Raw genomic sequence first — 22,820 nt, forward strand, 5'->3', positions numbered from 1 at the left:
GACGAGCGCAATGCCCATGCCGTTGAGCGGCGCCGAATGGGCCGCCGCACTGGTGTTCGTGCCGCTGCTCGCGGCCTTGGCCTGCTTTCTTGTGCCCCGCGCGGCCAACTGGCTGGGGCTGCTGGCCGCGACGCTGATCCTGTTCGCGACCCTGGGCTTGGTGCGGGGCTTGCTCGGCGACGGGCCGCTGCGGGTAGCGGTTGGCGCTTGGGCGGCGCCGCTCGGCATCGATCTGGTGGCGGATGGGCTGAGCGCGGTTTTGCTGTTGATGACGGCCCTGGTCGGGCTCGGCGTCAGCGCCTTCGCGCCGGCATACTTCGCCGAGCATTCCGAGCAGCGGCGTTGGTTTTGGCCACTTTGGCTGCTGCTGTGGACGGCGTTGAACGGGCTCTATCTGGCGGCGGATCTGTTCAATCTCTATGTGATGCTCGAGCTGCTCGGGCTGTCGGCGGCGGCGCTGACTGCGCTTAGCGGCAGTGCAACGGCGCTGAACGCGGCCATGCGTTATCTGTTCGTGAGTCTGCTCGGCTCGGCCGCCTATCTGCTCGGGGTTGCCTTGCTCTATCACGGGTATGGAACCGTCGACATGGTCCTGCTCGGCGAGCGCCTCGAGGCCGGCGCCGTCGCCTCGGCCGCGTTGCTGGCGATGGTGGCGGGCTTGTTGTTGAAGACGGCTTTGTGGCCGTTCCACTTCTGGCTGGCGCCGGCGCACGGCAGTGCACCGGCGCCAGTGAGCGCCTTGCTCTCGGCGTTGGTGATCAAGGCCTCGTTTTATCTGCTGTTGCGCCTGTGGCTGGCGCTGTTCAGTGGGCTTGCTGGCCTGCTGCCGACGCTACTACCGGAGTTGCTGGGGCTGCTCGGCGCCGCCGCGATACTCTGGGGCTCGGTGCAGGCATTGCGCCAGCGCCGGCTGAAGCTGTTGATCGCCTATTCGACCGTTGCACAGGTCGGCTATCTGTTTTTGGCCTTTCCATTGACCGGTGTCCAGGCTGGGGAGATCGCCTGGCGCGCGGTGCTGTACTTGGCGCTGGCGCACGGCTTGGCTAAGGCCGCGATGTTCCTCAGTGCTGGCGGTTTGCTCCGATTTGCCGGTCATGACCGCATCGCCGATCTCGACCGCGCGGCACAGCGGCTGCCGTTGACGCTGACCGCCTTTGTGCTCGGTGGTGTCAGCATCATGGGGCTGCCGCCGAGCGGTGGTTTCATCGGCAAGTGGCTCCTGCTCGAGGCCGCCTTTACCCAAGGCCGCTGGGGGCTGGCGCTGGTGGTGCTGGTGGGCGGGATCCTGGCTGCCGGCTATGTGTTCAAGGTGATCGGTTACGCCTTCACCGCGACCAAGATCGCCCAAGAAGGCGAGGCGGTGCCGCTCGCGATGCAATGGAGCGCTTTGCTGCTGGCGTTCGGCGCCATCCTGCTCGGCTTCGCCGCGCCCTGGTTCTGGCCGTTGCTCGAGGTTGGCGCGCCCTTTGCTGCGCCCCTCGCGGAGATCGGCACCGAGGCTATCGCGGAAGTCGGAGCGGTGTCAGAGGCAGCGCCATGACGCCGACCATTGAGGCCACGATGCCAGCGAATGCCTGGCTGCCGCTGCTGGTATTGGCCAGCTCGCTGTTGCCCGGCCTGGTGATCTTTTTCCTCGCCGAGCGACGCTATTGGACCCGCACGCTGCTGAATCTGACCGGTGCCCTGATCAAGCTGGCGCTGGTTAGTGCGATGCTTTGGGGCGTCTTCCACCAACAGCAGTACGAGGCCAATCTGCCGCTGCTGCCGGGGCTGGATCTGGTGCTGCGAGTGCGGCCGCTGTCGCTGCTGTTCCTGGTGCTTTCGGCCGGACTCTGGCTGCTGACTACCCTCTATGCGATCGGCTATCTGGAAGATTCGCCGAATCGCAGCCGCTTCTTCGGCTTTTTCAGCCTCTGCGTGACGGCGACGGTCGGTGTGGCGATGGCCGGTAATCTGCTCACCTTCCTGCTCTTCTTCGAGCTGTTGACGCTCACGACCTATCCGCTGGTGGTGCACCGTGGTACCGAGGAGGCGCGGCGCGCCGGACAGGTCTATCTGGCCCATACCGTGATCGCCGGGGCACTGTTGCTGGCCGGTACCGTCTGGCTGTACACGCTGGTGGGTACCCTGACCTTCGCCACCCGTGGTTTCGTGGCCGATGCCGTTGATAGCCATCGTTGGTCGTTGGTGGCGATCTTTGTGCTGTTGATCATCGGTGTTGGGGTCAAGGCGGCGCTGGTGCCTCTGCACAGCTGGTTACCGCGCGCGATGGTGGCACCAGCGCCGGTGAGCGCCCTGTTGCATGCGGTGGCGGTGGTGAAGGCGGGTGCCTTCGGCATCGTACTCATCGTCTACGACGTCTTCGGCGTCGAGGTCGCGGCCGAGCTTGGGGTCACTGGCCCGCTCGCGCTGGTAGCTGCGTTCACCATCCTCTACGGCTCGACGCGCGCGCTATTCCAGGATGATCTCAAGCGTCGGTTGGCTTTCTCCACGGTCAGTCAGGTCTCTTATATCGTGCTCGGGGTCGCCATCGTTGGGCCCTTGGCGACGGTTGGCGGTCTGGTGCATCTGGTACATCAGGGAGTGATGAAGATCACTCTATTCTTCTGTGCCGGTAACCTCGCCGAGACCCTGGGCATCCACAAGGTCAGCGAGATGAATGGCGTCGGCCAGCGCATGCCCTGGACCATGGTCGCCTTCACCATTGGGGTGTTCGGTATGATCGGGCTGCCGCCGATGGCCGGCTTCATCAGCAAGTGGTACCTCGGCCTCGGCGGACTCGAGGCCGGCGTGCATTGGCCGCTGTTCGTGCTCGCTGGCAGCAGCCTGTTGAACGCGGCTTATTTTCTGCCGATTCTGTATCGGGCCTGGTTCCGCGAGCCGCCCGCGGCCTGGCCAGAGGAGCGCGATTTCGGCGCCCAGGAAACCGCGTGGCTACTGCTGTTGCCGACGCTGATCACGGCTGCGCTCTCGCTGCTGATGGGCCTGTTCGCGTCCATGCCCTTCACGCCCTTGGAATGGGCGCGGCTGATCGCCGAGCGCGAGTTCTATCGGCCATGAGCGCCGCCTCACTGCTGGCGACCCTCGGTCAGTGGGCGCCCTTGCTGGTCGTGGTCACGCCCTTGCTGCTGGCTGGCCTGCTGACGCTGCCGCGATTGGTCGGGAGGATTAGCGTGCTCGCGCCCTGGGCGGGACTGCCGGCGCTGCTGGCCGGCCTGGGAGCGCCGGAGACTGAACTGCTTCTGCCCGGCCTGATGCTCGGCAGCAGTCTGATGATCGATGCCATTGGGCGACCGTTTCTGGTGCTGTTGGCGCTATTGTGGTTGGTCGCGGGCTGGTTGGCCGGCGAGCGTCTGCGGTGCCGTGGCCCGGCGCTGTTGTTCTTGTTGGCGATGAGCGGCAGCTTCGGGCTGGCGGTGGCTGGTAATCTGATGGTGTTTCTGCTCGCCTCGACGGTCGGCGCCTATGCGCTCTATGGACTCGCCGCCAGACAGCCTGGGGCACGGGCCTTCTTGGTGTTGCTGGTGCTCAGCGATCTGCTGCTGTTCGAGCTGCTACTGCTGTTGGTGAAGGGCGGTATAGGGCTGAGCCTGGCGACCGCGCCAAGCGCCGCCCTCGGCGGGAGCGCGATCTTGTTATTGCTCACGGTGCTCGGCTTTGGTGCCAAGGCAGCGGTGTTCGGTCTGCATGCCTGGCTACCGCGGATGCTTTCCGGTCCGGCGGCCGAGTTCGGCCAGATCCTGCCTGGTTTCGTGTTTGCGGCAGGATTACTCCCTTGGGTGCGCTTGTTGGCAACGGGGGAGCCGCCTGGCTCGGGTGCGATGATCCTGGCCTGGGTGGCATTGGCTGGCTTGGGACTCGCGGTTATGCTAGGGACGTTGCAGGGCTCGCGCCGGGCCTTGCTCGGATATTCGATCAGCGCACTCAGCGGGTTCTGGCTGGTGTTACTGAGCGTTGCGGGTGGTGATGAAGCGATGCCTCATGGGACGGTCGATGCTAGCGTGGCGACAATGGCGCTCGGTCAAGCCGGTCTCGCGTTGGCATCACTGCTAGCGCGGGGGGCGCCATCGCCTGCGCGTCAGTCCTGGCTGGACTGGTCGATCAATGGGTTTGCGGTGTTGTTGCTTGCCGATGCGTTAGTGGCCATGCTGGGCGCATTCTCGGTGGATGCGCGGATGCCGGTGGTGATCAGCGCGTATCTGTTGTTCGGGGTGCTCATTGGCCAATTGCTCTGGAATCGGCAGCAGGGCGATGGAGCCGCGCTTGCCTTCAGTCCACGGCTACCGCTGTTGCTTGTTCTTAGTGCCGCTCTCTGGGCTATCCTGATGGCCGATCCGCTGGCGGTTGCCTCTGTCGCGGCACTGGCATTGTTCATTTCAGCGGCGACCAGTCTGCTGCTAGCGCCGCTCTTGGCGCGGTTGCCACGCGTGCCGCCAGGCGATCTGTTGCTAACCGCCGTGCGGTTGCCGCGCTTGCTAGGAGGTCGCTGACCGCGGCCCTCCCTCTGATAGGATGGCGCTAAAGCGCTTGTTTAAGGTGCACCAAGCAGGATGACCTATGCTCGATTCAAACTTTTCCTGGCTTTCAACACTCGGCCTCCTGGCTCTACTCGCGTTGGCCGCCGGCGTTGGACGCTGGTGGTTGCGGGGCCGCGGTGGCTCCGCGATCCCGGCGCTGACGCCGCAGGCTGAAGAGACTGTGAACTGGCATGCGCAAGAGACCGAGACGGTGTTGCTGCGCGTCAACAGCAGCGAGGGCGGGCTGAAGCAGCCCGAAGTCGAACGGCGGCTTGCCGAGCATGGTCCCAACAAGCTGCCCGAGGCCAAGCCACGCAGCCCATTGATGCGCTTCCTAGCGCAGTTCCACAACGTATTGATCTATGTGCTGATCGTTGCCGGTGTGGTGACAGCTTTGCTGCAGCATTGGCTCGATGCGGGGGTCATCTTCGGAGTCGTATTGATCAATGCCATCATCGGCTTCGTGCAGGAAGGCAAGGCCGAGGACGCGCTCAAGGCGATCCGTGGCATGCTCTCGCCGCACGCGCGCGTTTGGCGCGACGGACGGCTGGTGACGGTGGAGGCCACCGAGCTGGTGCCGGGCGATCTGGTCGCACTGCAATCCGGCGATAAGGTGCCGGCCGATCTGCGCCTACTGCGCGCCAAGGGCATTGATATCGAAGAGGCCGCGCTCACTGGCGAATCGGTGCCAGTGGCGAAGGGCACTGATCCACTGAACGCCGATACCGCGCTCGCTGATCGGCGCTGCATGGCCTATTCCGGCACCCTGGTGACGCATGGACAGGGGACGGGCATCGTGGTCGCGACCGGCGCCGGCACCGAAATCGGCCGTATTAGTGCCATGGTGGCCGACGTGCAACAGTTGACCACGCCGCTGTTGCGACAGATGGCTCAGTTCGGCCGCTGGCTGACGCTGGCGATTTTGGTCATTGCCGCAGCCAGCTTCGCTTTCGGACTCCTGGTGCGCGATTACAGCGCGGCTGATATGTTTCTGGCCTCGGTTGGGCTGGCGGTGGCGGCGATTCCAGAGGGGCTGCCAGCGATCATGACCATTACCCTGGCCATCGGCGTACAGCGCATGGCTGGGCGCAATGCCATCATCCGACGGCTACCCGCGGTCGAGACCCTGGGCACGGTTGGCGTGATCTGCTCGGACAAGACCGGTACCCTGACCCGCAACGAGATGACCGTGGGCACGGTTGCCACGCAGGAACGCAGGCTCAGCCTCTCCGGTACTGGCTATGATCCGCACGGCGTCTTCATGGCCGAGGATGAGTCGATCGACGCGCAGGATGATCCGTTGCTGATCGAGGCCCTGCGCGGGGTGACGCTATGTAATGATGCCTCGCTGGAGCAGCGCGAGGGCGGGTGGCGGGTGCATGGCGGACCCATGGAAGGCGCGCTCATGGTCGCCGCGGTCAAGGGTGGGTTGGATACCGAGCTGATCACCAAGGAGCTGCCGCGTACCGATCTGATCCCGTTTGAATCCAGCCATAAGTTCATGGCGACCCTGCATCACAGCCATGCCTCGGAGTCGTTCATCTTTGTCAAAGGCGCGCCCGAGGCGGTGCTCGAGCGTTGCGCGAGCGAGCGCACCCGTGATGGCGATCGGCCCCTGGACCTGGACGCCTGGCAACAGCGCATGGAGGTGATGGCCGAGGCTGGCCAGCGCGTGCTGGCGGTGGCGGTCAAGCCCGGTGAGCCGCATCGCGGCGACCTTGATTTCAAGGATGTCGAGCACGGACTGACGCTGCTGGGCTTGTTCGGACTCATGGACCCACCGCGCGAGGAGGCGATCGCCGCAGTGCGCGTCTGCCAGCAGGCCGGTATCCGGGTGAAGATGATCACCGGCGACCATGCGACGACGGCCAAGGCCATCGCGCGCCAGATCGGCTTGTGCAGCACCGAGACCGCGCTGACCGGCCGCGAGTTGGATGCGATGGAGGACGTCGAGCTGCAGCGTCGCGTGAGCGAGGTTGACGTCTATGCGCGGGTCACGCCGGAGCACAAGCTGCGGTTGGTGCAACGCCTGCAAGAGGCCGGGATCGTGGTCGCGATGACCGGTGACGGCGTCAACGATGCGCCGGCGCTCAAGCGCGCCGATGTTGGCGTGGCCATGGGCATCAATGGCACTGAGGCGGCTAAGGAGGCCTCCGAGATGGTGCTGGCCGATGATAACTTCGCCTCGATCGCGAACGCGGTCGAGGAGGGTCGCACCGTCTACGATAATCTGCGCAAGGCGATCCTGTTCATCCTGCCGACCAACGGCGGCGAGGCCTTGGTGGTGCTGGGCGCCATCCTGTTCGGCTTCCAGCAGTTCCCGCTGACGCCGGTGCAAATCCTTTGGGTGAACATGATCACCGCCGTGACCCTGGCACTGGCGCTGGCCTTCGAGCCGCCGGAACCGGGCGTGATGAGCCGACCACCGCGTGACTCCCGACAACCGGTGCTGTCGCCGACCTTCCTCTGGCGCATTGGCTATGTGTCGCTGATCCTGATGGTTGGCACCTTCAGTCTGTTCCTGCTCGATCACTGGCTGAATGGGAGCATCGAACAAGCGCGCACCGTGGCGGTTAATACCTTGGTGATGTTCGAGATCTTCTACCTGTTTAACTCGCGCTACATGGAGGCGCCGGTGCTCAACCTCCGCGGCTTGTTCGGCAACCGCTATGTATTGCTTGCGGTCGTGTTGCTGATCTTGTTCCAGATCGCCTTCACTTATTGGGGGCCGCTGCAGATGCTGTTCGGTACTGCGGCGCTCGGTGCTGGCCACTGGCTGCTGATCGTGCTGGTCGCCTCCTCGGTGTTGTTCATCGTCGAGCACGAGAAGCGTCGGGTCCTGCAACGGCGCGCTCTGGAGTCAGGTTAAGGTCGAGCGGCCCTGGAATTTAGGCTAGCCCGTGCTCAGCAGCCGGTAAAGACTGGGCACCAACAGCAGCGAGACCAGGGTCGAGAAGCTGAGGCCGGCGACGATGGTGAGGGCCAGCGGACTGAGCATCTCCGAGCCCTCGCCGAGGCCGAGCGCCAAGGGCAGCATGCCGAAGACGGTGGTCAGGGTGGTCATCAGGATCGGGCGCAGGCGCAGCCGCGCCGCTTCGATGATCGCCTGATCGCGCGCATCGCCGGCGCGTCGGCGCAGTTCGATGAACTCGACCAGCACGATGGCATTGTTCACGACGATGCCGGCGAGCATGATCATGCCGAGCCAGACCGGCATCGACAGGTTGGTCCCGGTCCCGCCCAGGCCGAGCGCGACGCCGATCAGCGCGAAGGGCACCGAGAGCAGGATGATCAGCGGATTGCGCAGCGATTCGTACTGAACGGCCATCACCACCAGCACCAGGAACACCGCCAGACCGAGCAGGAGTCGGCCGATGTCCTGACCCTGCTGCAGCGTCTCGAGGCTGCCGGCCTCGTAGAGGCTGTAGCCAGGGGGCAGGTTAACCTCGGCCGCTGCCGCCAGCGCCTGCTCGATGGCCTCGGCCAAGGTCAGCTCGCCGCCGATCGAGGCGCTGATCTCGACGATGCGCTGCTGGCGATCGCGCAGGATGGTCTCGGGTTGCGGCAGGATGCGGATCTCGGCCAGATCGCCGAGGCGGATCGGGCGTTTTGCGGCATCCGCTGTGCGCTGATCGTCGCCATCGATGCCGGGGCGCGAACGGGTGCGCAGATTGGCGCGCGTGTTGGCGCCGGGCGCGCGGCTGAACAGGATGATCGATTCGAGATCGCCCGGGGTGGCGATATCCTCGCGGTCGAGACGCAGGCGCACATCGATGCTGCGGTCGCCTTCGATCAGTTGAGTGATGACCTGGCCCTCGAGCGCAAAGCGCAGCACGCGGCCGATGTCCTGCACATCGAGGCCGTGGCTGGCCGCGCGTTGGCGATCGATCTCGATCGAGAACTCGCGCGTCGGCTCCTGATTGGAATGTTGCAGGTTGCTCAGTCCCTTGATCCCTTCGAGGCGCGCGAGGATGTCATCGGCGAGCGCGACCAGGGTCTCGAGCTCGGGGCCTTTGAGCCGCAGGCTGAGATCATCGTCGCCCCGGTTGAAGCGGATGCCACGAATGCCGCGCGTGTACAGATAGACCTTCAAGCCGGGAATCGAGGCCGCCTTGATCTCGGCCTTGATGCGCTCGATCCAGTCGCGGCTGCCGAGGTCGCGTTCGCGCAGGGGTGCGAGCTGCACCTGGAGGCTGGCGCGATGGCTGTTCTCGAAGGTCGAGCGGCCGAAGACGAAGCCACCGACGGTGGTGAACACCGAGCGCGTCTCGGGCTGTGCCCTGACGATGGCCTCGACCTGGCGGGTCAGCGCATCCATTTGCTCGAGGTTGATGCCGGTGTCGGCGCTGAGGCTGATGCGCACGTCGCCTTCGTCGAGCGTCGGCAGGAAGGCCGGCTTGGCCGAGAACAGACTCGAGGCCGTCAGCGCGAGCGCGATGATGAACACCGGCAGCACCAACCAGGGCCGCGTCAACAAGCGTTGGAGTAGCCAGCGATAGCCGTTCTCCAGCGCCGCCATGGCGCGATCGATGCCGCGTCGCAAGGCACCTTCACGCCCGGCCGAGACCTGCCTGGCGAGTGCCGGCACCAGGGTCAGCGCGACCACCAGGGAGGCGACGATGGCCGCCGAGATGGTGAAGATGAGTTCGCGGAACAGCAGACCGATGAGACCGCCGATGAACAAAAACGGCAGCACGGCGGCCAGGTTGGTCGAGGTCGCGGCGATGATCGCGCCGGTCACCTCGCCGGCGGCCTGGCTGGCCGCGTCCAGCGTGGGCTCGCCACGGCGCTGGTGGCGATGGATGTTCTCGAGCATGACGATGGTGCTATCGACCAGCATGCCGATGCCGAGCGCGAGCCCGCCGAGGGTCATGATGTTGAAGGTGAGCCCGAACGCGGCCATCAGGATGAAGGTGACCAGGATCGCGATCGGGATCGCGCTGCCGATGATCAGGGTGCGCCGCCAACTGCCGAGGAAGAGATAGACCACCAGCATCGCCAGCAGCGCGCCGCCGAGGGCGGCCTGGATCGCATTGCTCAGCGATTGGCGGATATAGCGCGCCTGATCGTCGACCTTGGCGATCTGGATGTCGTCGGGCAGCAGACCCTCGGCCTCGAGCCGGGCGAGTTCGCCATCCACCGCGTCGACCACCGCCACGGTGTTGCTGAGCGGCTGTTTCTGGATCGAGAGCTTGATGCCGGGTGAGTCATCGAGGCGGATGCGCAAGCGCTCCTCGGCGCCGCCATCGAGCACCTGGGCGACCTCGCCTAGGCGCAATTGCTCGGCCCCACCCATCGCCGCATCGCCGAGCGGCAGCGTGGCGATCTGCTCGACCGAGTCGAAACGCCCGCCGGTGCGTGCGCTGATCTCGCCGTCGCTCATCAGCAGACGGCCGGCGGGCACGTCGCGATTGGCCGCGTTCAGGCGCGCTTGGAGATCGAGGACATCGAGCCCGAGCCCGGCCAGCCGATACTGATCGGCGATGATCCGCACCTCGCGCTCCAGCCCGCCGCCGACCTCGGCGGCGGCCACCCCGGGCAGGATGAGCAGTTGCCGAGCGAGGTCGTAATCGACCAGATCGCGCAGCTCGATCGGATCGCGCAGGGTCGAGCCGATGACATATTCGGCGACCGGCAGTTGGAACGGATCGCGCTTGTAGATGATCGGCGGATCGATGCTCTCCGGCAGGAAGCGTTTGGCGCGGTCGAGTCGGGCGCTGGCGTCGCGCAGGGCCTGATCGACGTCATCGCCATAGCGAAACGAAAGATCGACGGCCGAACGGCCTTCGCGGGTGCGCGACTGGATGGCGACCACGCCTTCGGTGATCGCAAGCTGCTCCTCGAGCTGGCGGGTGATCTCGTCTTCCATGATGGTCGCCGGCACGCCGGGGTCGAGCACGCGCACGCGCACATCTGGATAGATGATCTGCGGCAACAGATCGACATTGAGTCGCTCGAGCGCGAAGGCCCCCAGCACCATCACCGCGAGCGTCATCATGACCACACCGATGGGATGGCGAATGGACCAGCTCGAAATGCCTGTCTGCATAGGGTGGTTAGCGCTGCGAGGGCGGTTGTCGATGTGGGTGGTGCTCGGCCCGGAGCCGGTGATGCGAGCGGCGAATGTGATCTGATCCGCAGACATCCGAGCGTCGGTCGTGGATAATAAGAGTGCGTTGGGCGTCAGCGGTTCACCCCTTTCCCAACGAGGCCCCAGCGACGGGTACCATCGATTCAACGCCAAAGCGAGTCCACAGAACCCATGTCACTGAAGCGCCGTGGCCGACAACCTGATCTCTTCAAGGTTCTCGTGGTCGCGTTGGCGGTTGGTATGACCCTGACGCTCGGCTACCAGATCAATCTCTACCATCTGGACCGGGCCCAGCCGATGGCCGAGCGTGCACCCACGCCGCCGACCATCGATGGCTGATCGAGCGTCTCTGTGAGCCTCCCTGCTTTCCCCCCTGATCCGCTCAAGGTTGGGGTCGTCGGCGTCGGTTACCTCGGCCGTTTCCATGCCCTGATCTACTCGCGCCTCGCGGGCGTCGAACTCGTCGGAGTCTGCGACACCGCCAGCGAGCGGGCCGCTAGTGTCGCCCAGGAAGCCGGTTGCGCGGCCTGGGATGATCCCTTGGCCCTCATCGGTCAGGTCGATGCGGTCAGCATCGCGGTGCCGACCAGGGCGCATCACGCGGTGGCTTGCGCCTATCTCGAGCGCGGCATCCATGTCCTGCTCGAGAAGCCGCTCGCGGTGGACACGCGCGAGGGCGCCGAGATCGTCCGCGCCGCCGAGCGCCAGGGCGCGCTCTTGCAGGTCGGCCACCTGGAGCGCTTCAATGCCGGGGTCATGGCGCTGGCGGCTCGCATCGAGGCCCCGCGCTATATCGAGGCGCAACGCATGGGCGGTTTCGTCGAGCGCGCGACCGATGTCGACGTGGTGGCGGATCTGATGATCCACGACATCGACATCATCCTCGCCCTGGTCGATGCCGAGCTGGTCGAGGTGCGGGCCGTGGGCACGCCGGTGTTGACGCCGCGTATCGATATCGCCAGTGCGCGGCTGCAGTTCAGCAACGGCACGGTCGCGAACACGGTGGCCAGTCGGGTCTCGGACAAGAAGACGCGGCGTATTCGGGTGTTTCAGCCGCAAGGTTATCTCTCGCTTGACTTCATCGGCCAAACCCTGGATAGCGCGGTGCCGCAACCGCGTGATGCGGGCCAACGCCCCGAGATCCAGCGCTCGCGCGTGCGGGTGGAGCCGGTGCAGCCGCTCGATCGTGAGATCGAGGCCTTTGTCCATTGCGTGCGCACGCGCGAGCGGCCACTGGTCGATGGCCAGACCGGACTGCGCGCGTTGGACGTCGCCTTGCAGGTGCAGGCTAGCATTGCCGAGCAGCAAGCCGCGATGGCGCCTGCTGCCGATGCACGCCCCGCATCAGATCCAGCGCCCAGTTAGCCGATCGACCTTAGGGGCGCTCCGAGATCCGAATCGCGGTGCCTGAGTTGCGTGCTTGCACCATCTCCGAGGCCAGCGCAATGGCGGCCTTCAGGCTGCCACCATCGGCCCGGCCACTGCCGGCGAGGTCGAGCGCGGTGCCATGATCGACCGAGGTGCGGATGATCGGCAGGCCCAGGGTCACATTCACCGCCCGACCAAAGCCCAGATGCTTGAGCACCGGCAGCCCCTGATCGTGATACATCGCCAGCACCGCGTCGGCCTGCTCGAGCTGCTGCGGCACGAAGGCGGTATCCGCCGGCAGTGGCCCCTCCAGCGCCAATCCTTCGGCCCGCAGCCGTGCGATCAGCGGGATCAGCACCTGCTGCTCCTCGCCGCCCAAATGGCCGCCTTCGCCGGCATGGGGATTGAGCCCGCAGACCAGGATGCGGGGCTGCGGGATGCCGAAGGCCTCGCGCAGGCTGGTGACCAAGACGCGGATGATGTGCTCGAGCCGAGGCGCGGTGATCGCCTCGGGCACTGCCGCGAGCGGCAGATGGGTGGTGGCCAGCGCAACGCGCAGACCGGGGGCCGCGAGCAGCATCACCGGGGTCGGCACGGGCTCGGCGCCCCTGGCGCAGTGCTGGGCGAGGAATTCGGTATGGCCGCTGAAGGTCAAGCCGGCCTCGTTGAGGATGCCCTTGTGCACCGGCCCGGTGACCAGTGCGTCCCAGCGCCCGCTGAGACAGCCCGCGCAGCCCGCGCGCAGGGTGTCGAGGACATAGGTGGCATTCGCGCTGTCAAGCAGGCCGGGAACGACCGGCGCGGCGAGGGTCGCTGCGGCATCGACCCGCAACCTGCCGGGCGCTGATGGGCGCGCCGGCTGCTCGGGATCAAAGGCGTCCAGCGTCAGCGGCAGTCCGAGCGTCGCGGCCCGGGAGGCGAGTAGGTCGGGGTCGCAGACGGCCACCAGCTCGGCCGCGTGGGGCTGCTGGGCGGCGGCGATGCAGAGATCCGGGCCGATACCCGCGGGCTCGCCGGGAGTCAGCGCCAAGCGCGGGATCTCAGTCATCGAACTCATCCAGCCGCACCTCGAGATAGGCCTCGTCGCGCAGACGCTGCAGCCACAGCTCCTTGGCCTCCTCGGCCTTGCGCATGCGCAGCGCGTCCTTGGCTCGCAACCGCAAGAGTTCATCGGCGGTGTCCTGCTCGCGCCGCTCGTTGACCTGCAGGATGTGCCAGCCGAAGGGGCTTTCAAAGGGTTGGCTGATCTCGCCTGGCGCCAAGTCATCCATCTCGCGCTCGAACGCGGGCACGGTATCCCCGGGGTTGACCCAGCCGAGATCACCGCCGTTCAACGCCGATCCGGTGTCATCGGAATGCGAGCGCGCCAGGGTCGCGAAGTCATCGCCACCGACGATGCGCATGCGTAACTGCTCGAGGCGCCGTTTCGCATCCTGATCGGACACCACCTCGCTGGTGCGGATCAGGATGTGCCGGGCCTTGGTTTGGGTCACCGGCTTGGGCGTGTCGCCCTTGATGTCGCTGACCTGGATGATGTGAAAACCGCTCGGGCTGCGAATCGGGTCGGTCAGTTCTCCACGCCCCAGGGTCTGGGCCGGGCGTACCGCGAGGCTTGGCACCTCATCGAGCGGGAACCAGCCCAGATCGCCGCCTTCCTGGGCGCGGCCACCATCGGAGTTGGCCCGCGCGAGGCGCGCGAAGTCCTCGCCCTGGCGCAAGCGCTTGACCAGCCCCCTGGCCTTGTCGCGCGCCTGCTCGACCTGCGCCTGGCTGGGGTCCTCGGGTAAGGCGATGAGGAGATGGCGCAAGCGCACCTCGTTGCGCGTGATCAGGCTGTCGCGTTCGGTTTCGACGAAGCGCGCGACCTCCTGTGTACTGACGTTGATGCCTTTGACGATCTCTTCCTGTTGCAGGCGCGAGGTGATGATCTGGCGGCGCGTATCCTCACGGAAGTCATCGAACGAGACGCCATTGGCCTCGAGCGCCGCACGCAGTTGCATCAGGTCGAGGCCGTTGCGCGCGGCGATGCTGGTCAGGGCTTCGCTCAGCGTGGCCTCATCGACCTCGATGCCGATGGTCTGCGCGCGCTGCATCTGCAGGCGCTCGAGGATCAGTTGCTCGAGGACCTGTTCCTCGAGCGTGTCGGGATCGGGGATGGGCGCACCACGCGCTTGCAGCTCCGGGATGAGCAGATCGATCTGCGTGTCCAGTTCGCTCTGGACGATGACGTCATCGTTGACCACGGCGACGATGGCATCCAGGGATTGCACCTGCGCCACGGCGTTGCCACACAGCATGCAGGCCGCCCAGAGCAGCAGGGCGTTAGTCGACTTGATAGCCATAGATCTCTCGTTGCAAGAAACGATCGACGGAGTTGCCAAAGGCGCCGAGGCCGGCAAGCTCCACTTGTAGCATGACCGACGTGCTCGCGGCGCTGTCGGCGCGGTGCTTGGAATGGCGCCCGAGCACGCGCACCTTCCAGCAGCATTGCCCGAACTCGAGACCGGCGAAGGCGTCGCTGGTTTCATCGGTCTCGAGCGAGTAGAGCCAGCGCCCGACGACATTGACTTGCTGCGAAACCGGCATCTGAAAGGAGAGATCGGTGGCCTCGAAGCGGTTATCGATGCTGGTGCCACGATCATACCGATAGGCCAGGTTGAGCAGGCGTTTGGTCTGCGGCTCTCGGTAGCGGAGCTGGAGGGTGCGCCGGCCCCATTGATCGTTGTCTTGCGCCGGGTCCCACTCGAGGCTCGCGCGCCCGTGCCAATGCGCGAACAAGTGCGCCGCGAGTTCACCGGCGATCGGCGACTCGGCGTCGATCTGCGTCGGTCGGCCGATCTGCACGCGGCGATCGGCGAAATAGAGGATGCGGCCCACGCTCAAGCGCAGCATTTCCTCCCCAGTGCGGGCGTTCAGGAAACGCGAGCTGAGGGCGGTGGTGAGCTGATTGGCATCACCGATCCGGTCGCGGCCGGTGAACCGATTGGCGCGGAAGAGATTGGCAAAATTGAAGGTCAGTTCTGAGCTGTCGAAGACCGGTGTCGCCGACTGATCTTCATAGGGGGTGTACAGATAGTACAGCCGTGGCTCCAGGGTCTGGAGCGCCTGCGTGCCGAACCAGTTGGCCTCGCGCTCGAACACCAGCTTGCCGTCGACCTCGAGGGTTGGAATCGTATGGCTCGGCGAGGTCGGTTGCCCCTTGGCGGTGTTGGCCAGGTCATAGCCGCTGAGGTTGAGCGAGAGCCTGGGGATCAGGTGTCCATAGCTGCGCCGCAGCGGCAGGCTCAGGCTCGGTTGCAGCGCGAGGCGCTGGCCGTAGACGATGTGGTTGTGATCGAAGTAGTCGTACTCGGCATTGACGCGGGCGACGAGTCCATTGTCGAGCGTGACGGGATTCAGATCGAACAGCACCTGGGGCAGGCGACCATAGGGCCGCTGCTCTGGGGTGATCTCGGGATCGACCGTCTGATAGCCTTCGAGCGCGGTCTGCAGCGTCCAGCCCTGACCGAGATAGGTGGCCGTTGCCCGCTGCAACAGCCGCCGGGTGCTGGTGATATCGAGCCCATTGCCGAAATCCTCGAGATAGCGCTCATCGGAGACCGCGCTGAACTCCACCTGCGTATGGACGCGCTCGAACCAGGTGCCGGCCTCCTCGAGGTTCAGTGCCCAGCGCGCGCCGTTGCCCGCGTACTTGGCATCCTCCGGGATGATCTCGGCCTCGATGCGACCCTCGTCGTGGCCGGTGAGGTAGCGCAGCTCGGTGCCCATGAGCAGGCCGCGCTCGCTGAGGAAGTGCGGCGAAATCGTCGCATCCAGATTCGGCGCGATGTTCCAGTAGTAGGGCACCACCAGCTCGAGGCCGCTCTCGTCCGAGGCGCCAACGGTTGGGATCAACAAGCCGCTCTTGCGCCGATCGTCGATCGGAAAGCGCAGATAGGGGGTATAGAGCACTGGAACCCCCTTGATGCGCAGACGCGCGTCACGCGCCACGCCGATGCCCTTCTCCTGATCGAGCTTGAGTCGCGAGGCCTTGAGCGACCAGGCATCGCTGCCCGGCGGACAGGTCGAGTACACCAAGCCCCGGTAGCGTGTCTGGGACGGATTCAGCACTTCGGCGAGATCGGCCGTGCCGCGCAGATTGGTGCTGTTGGAGAACCGATAGCGGACGTGTTGCATCCGGCCCTGCTGGGTCTCGAGGTTGAGCAGGGCGTCGTCGCCGATCATCCGCAGACCCGGGCGCTCCATCAGCGTTTCGCCGGCGCTCGTGATGTTGCCGGTGTTGCGATCGTACATGAGCCGGTCCGCTGTCACCCGCTCTTGCTCGCGGCGCACATCGACGCCGCCACTGAGGATGAGGATGTCGGAGTCGCGTTGGTAGGCGACGGCCCCGGTCTCGATGTCGATCGGGGTCTCCGGGGCCAGTGGCGGTGCCATGGACGCCGAGCCGAGCCGCGCGGGCCGTGGTCCGCAGAAGGTCCAGTCCAACCCCTGATGCAGACGCGCTTCGCGCTCGCGCGGAGACTCATCATCGCGCGCGGACGCCAAGGCCGTGTCAGCGACTGTCGCCGCTGTGTCCATCGGCTGCTCGCGCACGGCAGGCTGTTCGCGCACGGCGGAGCGCAGTTGCGAGGCCGGTGCTGGTGCTGGAGTCGCCGATGTGCGCGCCTCGAACCGCTCTTGCGCCAGCGTCTGGGCGAGGCACTGACCGGGCGCCCAGAGCAAGAGGGTGGTGGCCCCCGCGAGGATTCGTCTGCGGTCCAGAGCGGTCATGCGTTCGGTGAGTGATTACGGTCGCGGCGAGCAGTGAACAAAAAAGGGCCAGGCGCCATGCCGGGCGCGCTCTCTTGCGCCACGGCCGGCAAAATCGGTGTAAGGTCGCACATCCGCCGCAGCGCGGCAAATTCAGGCGCCTTCGGCTCTGCCGACAATCTCTGGCGCCACTGGGCAGCGAGCGCCTGTGTCGAGGCCAGCAGCGTCCTGCATGGGGGCCAACAGCGTTTGATCAGTGAGGGGGGCAGTGTGGCGGACGAACGACAGGCGCTCTTAGCGCATTGGCTGGCGCAGGAACTCGGCGAGGGCGTCGGGCCGCTGGTGCCGGCATCGGCCGATGCAAGCTTTCGTCGCTATTGGCGCTTTGCCGCTCAGGGGCGCACGCTGATTGCGGTCGACGCGCCGCCTGAGCACGAGGATAGCGCTCGTTTCGTCCGGCTGGCGCGCGCGTTTTGCAATGCCGGGCTGAACGCGCCCGAGGTGCTGGCCGAGGATCTTGCACGCGGGTTCCTCGTCGTCTCCGATCTGGGCCGGGAGACCTATCTGAATGCGCTGACAGCCTGTCAGGCGTCGACGTCGGTGCCGGTTTCAGCTCGGGCCGACGTGCTCTATGGCGACGCGATCACCGCGCTGATCAAACTCCAGCTCGGGCTGTCGACCGACGGGCTGCCGGTCTATGACGCGGCCTTCCTGCGCCGCGAACTCGACCTGTTCCGTCAGTGGCTGCTTGAGCGGCTGCTGCGGGTCGAGCTGTCCGAGGGCGAGAGTCGGGATCTCGAGGACCTGTTCGCTCAGCTCATCGACAACGCACTGGAGCAACCGCGCGTTGCCGTGCATCGCGACTTCCACAGCCGCAACCTGATGCTGACCGAGGTCGCCAATCCAGGCATCCTCGACCTGCAGGACGCGGTGTCGGGGCCGCTCACCTACGATCTCGCCTCGTTGTTGAAGGACTGTTACCTCGCCTGGCCGCGCGAGCGCGTGCTGGGCTGGCTCGATGACTACGCCGAGCAGGCGTATGCGGCTGGGTTGCTGGGGGAAACCGATCGGCCCGAGCTCGTGCGCTGGTTCGAGCTGATGGGGGCGCAGCGCCATCTCAAAGCCGCCGGCATCTTCGCCCGCTTGGCCGTGCGCGATGGTAAGCGCGGCTATTTGGCGGACCTTCCTCGTACCCTCGGCTATCTAAGCGAGCTTGGATCGCTCTATCCCGAGCTACAGCCGCTGGCGAGACTGATCACTCAACGGCTCGTCCCGCGCTTGAGCGCGCGATGACCGATATCGCGCCGGTAGAAGGCGTCCGCAAACTGAATCTGCTCGGCGCGTGCGTAGGCGTTGGCGGCGGCCTCGCCGATATCGGCGCCGAGCGCGGTGACACAGAGCACGCGGCCGCCGTTGGTGAGCGTCTGCTCGCCATCTCGTTTGGTGCCGGCATGGAAGACCTTGGCCTCTTGCTCGCCCGTGTCCGTGCGTGTGCCTGTGCCTGTATCCGTGCCCGTACTCATGCCAATATTCGCAGCGCTAGTCTCCGCCTTGCTGTCGCAGTCGCGAGCGGCATCGAGGCCGCTGATCGGATGGCCTTTGGCATAGTCGCCGGGATAGCCACCGGCAGCCATCACCACCCCGAGCGCGGCCTGATCGCGCCAGCGGGCTTCGACCTCGGGCAGTCGCCCACCGGTCGCGGCCAGGCACAGCTCGAGCAGGTCGCTTTCCAAACGCATCAAGATCGGCTGGGTCTCGGGATCGCCGAGACGACAGTTGTACTCGAGCACGCGCGGCGCGCCATCGGCACCGATCATCAGCCCCGCGTAGAGGAAGCCGACGTAAGGCAGGCCCTCGGCCCGCAGCCCGGCGACCGTCGGCTCGATCACCTCGCGCATGATCCGCTGCTCCAAGGCAGGCGTCACGATGGGCGCGGGCGAGTAGGCGCCCATGCCGCCGGTGTTCGGGCCGCGATCGCCCTCGTCGCGCGCCTTGTGATCCTGCGAGGTGGCCAGCGGTAGCACCTGCTCGCCGCTCACCAGCACGATGAAACTGACCTCCTCGCCGAGCAGCTTGTCCTCGATCACCACCCGTGCGCCTGCCTCGCCGAAGCGGCCCTGACCGAGCATCGCCTCGACCGCGGCACGCGCTTCAGCGAGCGTCTCGGCGACCACCACGCCCTTGCCGGCGGCCAAGCCATCGGCTTTCACCACCACCGGCGCGCCGACCTGGTCCAGATAGGCCAGCGCCTGCTCGCGCCCCTCGAACGTCCGATAGGCGGCGGTCGGGATGCCGTGGCGCTGCATGAAGGCCTTGGCGAAGTCCTTCGAGCCCTCAAGCTGGGCAGCCTGCTGCGAGGGGCCGCAGCAGCGCAGGCCAGCGGCGACCAGCGCATCGCTGACACCGGCGACCAGCGGTGCCTCCGGGCCGATGAGGCAGAGATCGATCTGCTGGTCGCGGGCGAAATCGATCAGCGCCTCGGCGTCGGTCGGGTCCAGATCGACGTTCTCGACCCCGGTTTCGACCAGGGTGCCGCCATTGCCGGGGGCGACGAAGACCCGCTCGGCCTGTGGCGATTGGGCGATCTTCCAGGCCAGGGCGTGCTCGCGGCCGCCGGCGCCGATGATGAGGGTATTCATAGGGTTTCTACCGCATTGAGGGTGGCTGTCTCGTCTTTCGCCCGTCTTCGGCGGTGTTGTAGGACGAGCGGTCGAGGCAAAATCATGACGACGGATTCTAGAGCCATCATGGGCGCGGCGCGAGGGTGCGACGGCGATGAAGGCCATCGGCTCGGCCGTGAAGAGCGCCCACTCGTCTGCTAAGGTCGACGGAAGTCGTCTCGATATATACTCTCGCCGCTGACAGCGGTGCGGGTGACGCGCTCGCTCCATTGATCGCCATTGAGGAAATGCCATGCACCTGCAGCCCGTGATCCTGTCTGGAGGCTCCGGCACCCGGCTCTGGCCGCTTTCGCGCGAGGCCTACCCGAAACAGTTCCTGCCGCTGACCGGCGCCAACACCCTGCTGCAGGACACGGCGCTGCGCCTCGATGGCCTGGTCGAGGAGCATCCGCGCTTAGGGGTCTTGCCGCGCGATCCGATCGTGGTCTGCAACGAGGCGCATCGATTCCTGGTGGCCGAGCAGATGCGGCTGATCGGGCGCACGCCGGCGGCGATCCTGCTCGAACCCTTCGGTCGCAATACCGCGCCCGCGCTCACGCTGGCCGCCCTGAGCGCGGTCGCCGCCGATGACGATGACCCGATCCTGCTGGTGGCGCCCGCCGATCATGCCATCGCCGATGGCGAGGCGTTTCGCCAGGCCGTTGCCGATGGGGCGGTGTTGGCAGAGCAAGGCGCCGTCATCACCTTCGGCATCGTGCCGGCCAAGCCCGAGACAGGCTACGGCTATATCCAGCAGGGCGAGGCGCTCGCCAACACCGATCTCAACGGCGCCGCCTATCGCCTGCACGCCTTCGTCGAGAAGCCCGAGCGCGCCACCGCCGAGCGCTATCTGAGCAGCGGTGAGTATCTCTGGAACAGCGGCATCTTCATGCTGCGCGCCTCGCTCTGGCTGACGCTGATCCGACGTTTCCGCCCCGAGATCGCCGAGGCCTGCACGGCGGCGATGGACGCGGTGCGCGGCGATGGCGCGTTCCGCCGGCTGGATGCCACCCTGTTCAAGGCTTGCCCCAGTGATTCGATCGATTACGCGGTGATGGAGCGGCTCTCGCAGGCCGAAGACATTTCCGAGCATCCGGCGATCGTCTTGCCGCTCGCGGCCGGTTGGTCCGATGTCGGCGCCTGGTCCGCGCTCTGGGAGGTGCGCGAGCAGGATGGTGATGGCAACGTGCTCGATGGCGATGCCTTCGTGCATGAGTCACACAACAACTTGCTCATCGCGCAGAGCCGGCTGTTGGCCGCGGTCGGCGTCGACAACCTGATCATGGTCGAGACACCGGATGCGGTGCTGGTCGCCAATCGTGAGCGCGCGCAGGATGTCAAGGCGGTGACCAGGTTCCTCAGCGAGGCGCAGCGCAACGAGCACCGTCATCATCAGCGGGTGCATCGGCCCTGGGGCGCGTTCGAGTCGATCACCATGGGCGGGCGTTATCAGGTCAAGCGCTTGACGGTGAAACCCGGCGAGGCGCTGTCGATGCAGATGCATCATCATCGCGCCGAACACTGGGTGGTGGTCTCCGGCACCGCCAAGGTGACCAATGACGACAAGACCTTCCTGCTGACCGAGAACCAGTCGACCTATATCCCGGTCGGCACCACCCATCGGCTCGAGAATCCGGGCACCATCCCGCTCGAGATCATCGAGGTGCAATCCGGCAGCTATCTGGGCGAGGATGACATCGTGCGCTTCGACGATCTCTACGATCGTGGCGGCGATAGCGGCTGCTGAGCCGGCGCGCTCGCTGACGCGTCGAGCCAAGGCGCTGGCCGCGCCGGCCGGCTTCGGCTACTATCGCGGGCTTTTGTCAGCAGGGCACCAGCATGGGCTTCAAATGCGGCATCGTCGGGCTGCCCAACGTCGGCAAGTCCACCTTGTTCAACGCGCTCACCAAATCCGGCATCTCGGCCGAGAATTATCCGTTCTGCACCATCGATCCGAATGTCGGGATGGTGCCATTGCCGGATGAGCGCCTCGATGTGATCGCCGGCATCGTCAAGCCGGCCAATGTGATCCCGACCACCATGCAGTTCGTCGACATCGCCGGACTGGTGGCGGGCGCCTCCAAGGGCGAAGGGCTCGGCAACAAGTTCCTCGCCAACATCCGCGAGACCGATGCGATCGCGCATGTGGTGCGTTGCTTCGAGAACGACGATGTGGTGCATGTCGCCGGTCGGGTCGATCCGCTCGGTGATATCGAGGTGATCGACACCGAGCTGGCGCTGGCCGACATGGAGACGGTTGGTAAGGCGCTGGAGAAGGCGATCAAGCAGTCCAAGACCGGCGACAAGAGCCAGCTCGCGCGCAAGGCGCTCCTGGAGCGGGTCAGCGCGCATCTCGATCAGGGGCTGCCGGTGCGGGCGATGGATCTCGACGCCGATGAGCGCGCCGAATTGCGCGAGCTGTTCCTGCTCACCGCCAAGCCGACCATGTACATCGCCAACGTCGCTGAGGACGGCTTCGAGGACAATCCGCTGCTCGAGCGTATCCGCGCGCATGCGGCGGGCGAGGGGGCCGTGGTGGTGCCGGTCTGCGCCGCCATCGAGGCCGATATCGTCGAACTCGACGAGGCCGAGCGCGCCGAGTTCATGGCCGATCTTGGGCTGGAAGAACCGGGCCTGAATCGGGTGGTGCGCGCCGGTTATCGGTTGCTCGGGCTCGAAACCTATTTCACCGCCGGCCCCAAGGAGGCGCGTGCTTGGACCATCCCGGCCCGCGCCACCGCACCGCAGGCGGCTGGCGTGATCCACAGCGATTTCGAGCGCGGCTTCATCCGCGCCGAGGTCATCGCCTATGAGGATTTCGTCGCCTGCAAAGGCGAGCAGGGCGCCAAGGAGGCCGGCAAGCTGCGCAGCGAGGGCAAGGACTACATCGTCAAGGATGGCGACGTGGTCCACTTCCGCTTCAACGTCTAGCCTGCAGGCCTGAGTGCGCGAGCTTGCACAGCAATTCCAAATTTGAAACCCTCATGTTACCAGTAGCTTTTCTGAAAGCGGTTGAAACTTGAGTTGTTAGCCGATGGTTCTCAAGCCCACACCCACAGCCACACCGACGCCCCCGGTGTTCGCTACCGACCTGATGGCCAGCATCCGCGAAGCCTTGTTTGGACTCCCCGATCACCGCAAGGGCGGCAACAACCAGCGCTACGCCATCGGCGATGCGGCCTTGAGCGCGTTGTCGGTGTTCTTCATGCAAAGCCCGTCGTTTCTCGACTTCCAGGGCCGGATGCAAAAGGAGCGCGGCGCCAACAACGCCAACACCCTGTTCGGGGTCCATCAGATTCCCAGTGATCAGGTGATTTCCAGAAACAGTTATACCGAGCAGGCAGGCTTGATCAAGATATCCCACTTCGGCAGATCGGGGTTGCGCAGTAGCCGCGCTTCGACCTCTCGCATGGCCTTCTTGGTGAGTTTGACGCC

14 protein-coding genes and 1 pseudogene are annotated in these 22,820 nt (G+C 65.7%); 10 read left to right on the forward strand and 5 right to left on the reverse strand.

Translation table 11 applies throughout. The features are described 5' to 3' along the window. Positions 1-10 precede the first annotated feature (10 nt). The 4 genes from CCR82_RS07095 to CCR82_RS07110 all read left to right on the forward strand — a co-directional run bounded on the left by CCR82_RS07095 (position 11) and on the right by CCR82_RS07110 (position 7,386). Positions 11-1,540 (forward strand): complex I subunit 5 family protein, encoded by a 1,530-nt coding sequence (locus CCR82_RS07095; protein ID WP_338073128.1) that lies wholly within the window; start codon positions 11-13, stop codon positions 1,538-1,540. Between the two features lie 20 nt (positions 1,541-1,560). Continuing rightward, positions 1,561-3,060: a complex I subunit 5 family protein gene (locus CCR82_RS07100; protein WP_201244714.1), complete on the forward strand. Its 1,500-nt coding sequence runs from the start codon at positions 1,561-1,563 to the stop codon at positions 3,058-3,060. Continuing rightward, entirely contained in the window at positions 3,057-4,490 is a 1,434-nt protein-coding gene (locus CCR82_RS07105) for a hypothetical protein (protein ID WP_201244702.1), read from the forward strand. Before CCR82_RS07100 ends, CCR82_RS07105 begins: the two co-directional genes overlap by 4 nt. A gap of 67 nt (positions 4,491-4,557) precedes the next feature. After that, entirely contained in the window at positions 4,558-7,386 is a 2,829-nt protein-coding gene (locus tag CCR82_RS07110) for a cation-transporting P-type ATPase (protein ID WP_201244703.1), read from the forward strand. 24 nt (positions 7,387-7,410) lie between these two features. Here the strand turns inward: CCR82_RS07110 and CCR82_RS07115 are convergent, their stop codons facing one another. Continuing rightward, entirely contained in the window at positions 7,411-10,566 is a 3,156-nt protein-coding gene (locus CCR82_RS07115) for an efflux RND transporter permease subunit (protein WP_201244704.1), read from the reverse strand. A 213-nt stretch (positions 10,567-10,779) separates the two neighbouring features. Here CCR82_RS07115 and CCR82_RS07120 point away from each other — a divergent pair, with 213 nt between their 5' ends. Both CCR82_RS07120 and CCR82_RS07125 read left to right on the forward strand, forming a co-directional pair. Then, positions 10,780-10,947 carry a hypothetical protein gene (locus CCR82_RS07120; protein ID WP_201244705.1) on the forward strand — a complete coding sequence of 56 codons (168 nt, stop codon included), beginning with the start codon at positions 10,780-10,782 and terminating at the stop codon, positions 10,945-10,947. Between the two features lie 12 nt (positions 10,948-10,959). After that, the gene (locus CCR82_RS07125) at positions 10,960-11,973 is read left to right on the forward strand and encodes a Gfo/Idh/MocA family oxidoreductase (RefSeq protein ID WP_201244706.1); all 1,014 of its coding nucleotides are present in this window, start codon (positions 10,960-10,962) and stop codon (positions 11,971-11,973) included. 10 nt (positions 11,974-11,983) lie between these two features. Here the strand turns inward: CCR82_RS07125 and pdxA are convergent, their stop codons facing one another. The 3 genes from pdxA to lptD are packed head-to-tail and all read right to left on the reverse strand — an operon-like array spanning position 11,984 to position 16,746. Further along, entirely contained in the window at positions 11,984-13,024 is a 1,041-nt protein-coding gene (gene pdxA / locus CCR82_RS07130) for a 4-hydroxythreonine-4-phosphate dehydrogenase PdxA (RefSeq protein ID WP_201244707.1), read from the reverse strand. Further along, complete coding sequence (locus CCR82_RS07135; RefSeq protein WP_201244708.1) at positions 13,017-14,318, reverse strand: peptidylprolyl isomerase; 1,302 nt, start codon at positions 14,316-14,318, stop codon at positions 13,017-13,019. Before CCR82_RS07135 ends, pdxA begins: the two co-directional genes overlap by 8 nt. Further along, positions 14,299-16,746, reverse strand: coding sequence for an LPS-assembly protein LptD (gene lptD / locus CCR82_RS07140; protein ID WP_242513327.1), 2,448 nt, complete (start codon positions 16,744-16,746; stop codon positions 14,299-14,301). Before lptD ends, CCR82_RS07135 begins: the two co-directional genes overlap by 20 nt. Positions 16,747-16,995: 249 nt before the next feature. Between lptD and CCR82_RS07145 the strand changes: the two genes are divergently transcribed. Then, positions 16,996-18,018, forward strand: a complete 1,023-nt coding sequence (locus CCR82_RS07145) for an aminoglycoside phosphotransferase family protein (RefSeq protein WP_338073129.1) — start codon at positions 16,996-16,998, stop codon at positions 18,016-18,018. On the opposite strand, the gene purD is transcribed toward CCR82_RS07145, so the two are convergent. Then, positions 17,985-19,364, reverse strand: coding sequence for a phosphoribosylamine--glycine ligase (purD, locus tag CCR82_RS07150; protein WP_201244709.1), 1,380 nt, complete (start codon positions 19,362-19,364; stop codon positions 17,985-17,987). The two genes, CCR82_RS07145 and purD, sit on opposite strands and share 34 nt — an antisense overlap. 274 nt (positions 19,365-19,638) lie before the next feature. Here purD and CCR82_RS07155 point away from each other — a divergent pair, with 274 nt between their 5' ends. From CCR82_RS07155 to CCR82_RS07165, 3 genes and pseudogenes are all read left to right on the forward strand, one after another. Then, the gene (locus CCR82_RS07155; protein WP_201244710.1) at positions 19,639-21,132 is read left to right on the forward strand and encodes a mannose-1-phosphate guanylyltransferase/mannose-6-phosphate isomerase; all 1,494 of its coding nucleotides are present in this window, start codon (positions 19,639-19,641) and stop codon (positions 21,130-21,132) included. 92 nt (positions 21,133-21,224) lie between these two features. Beyond that, positions 21,225-22,316, forward strand: coding sequence for a redox-regulated ATPase YchF (gene ychF / locus CCR82_RS07160; protein WP_201244711.1), 1,092 nt, complete (start codon positions 21,225-21,227; stop codon positions 22,314-22,316). 163 nt (positions 22,317-22,479) lie between these two features. Beyond that, a pseudogene (locus CCR82_RS07165) lies at positions 22,480-22,820 on the forward strand (hypothetical protein); the annotation flags it as partial.

Origin of the sequence: Halochromatium salexigens (assembly GCF_016653295.1) — a bacterium.
GTDB lineage: Bacteria > Pseudomonadota > Gammaproteobacteria > Chromatiales > Chromatiaceae > Lamprobacter > Lamprobacter salexigens.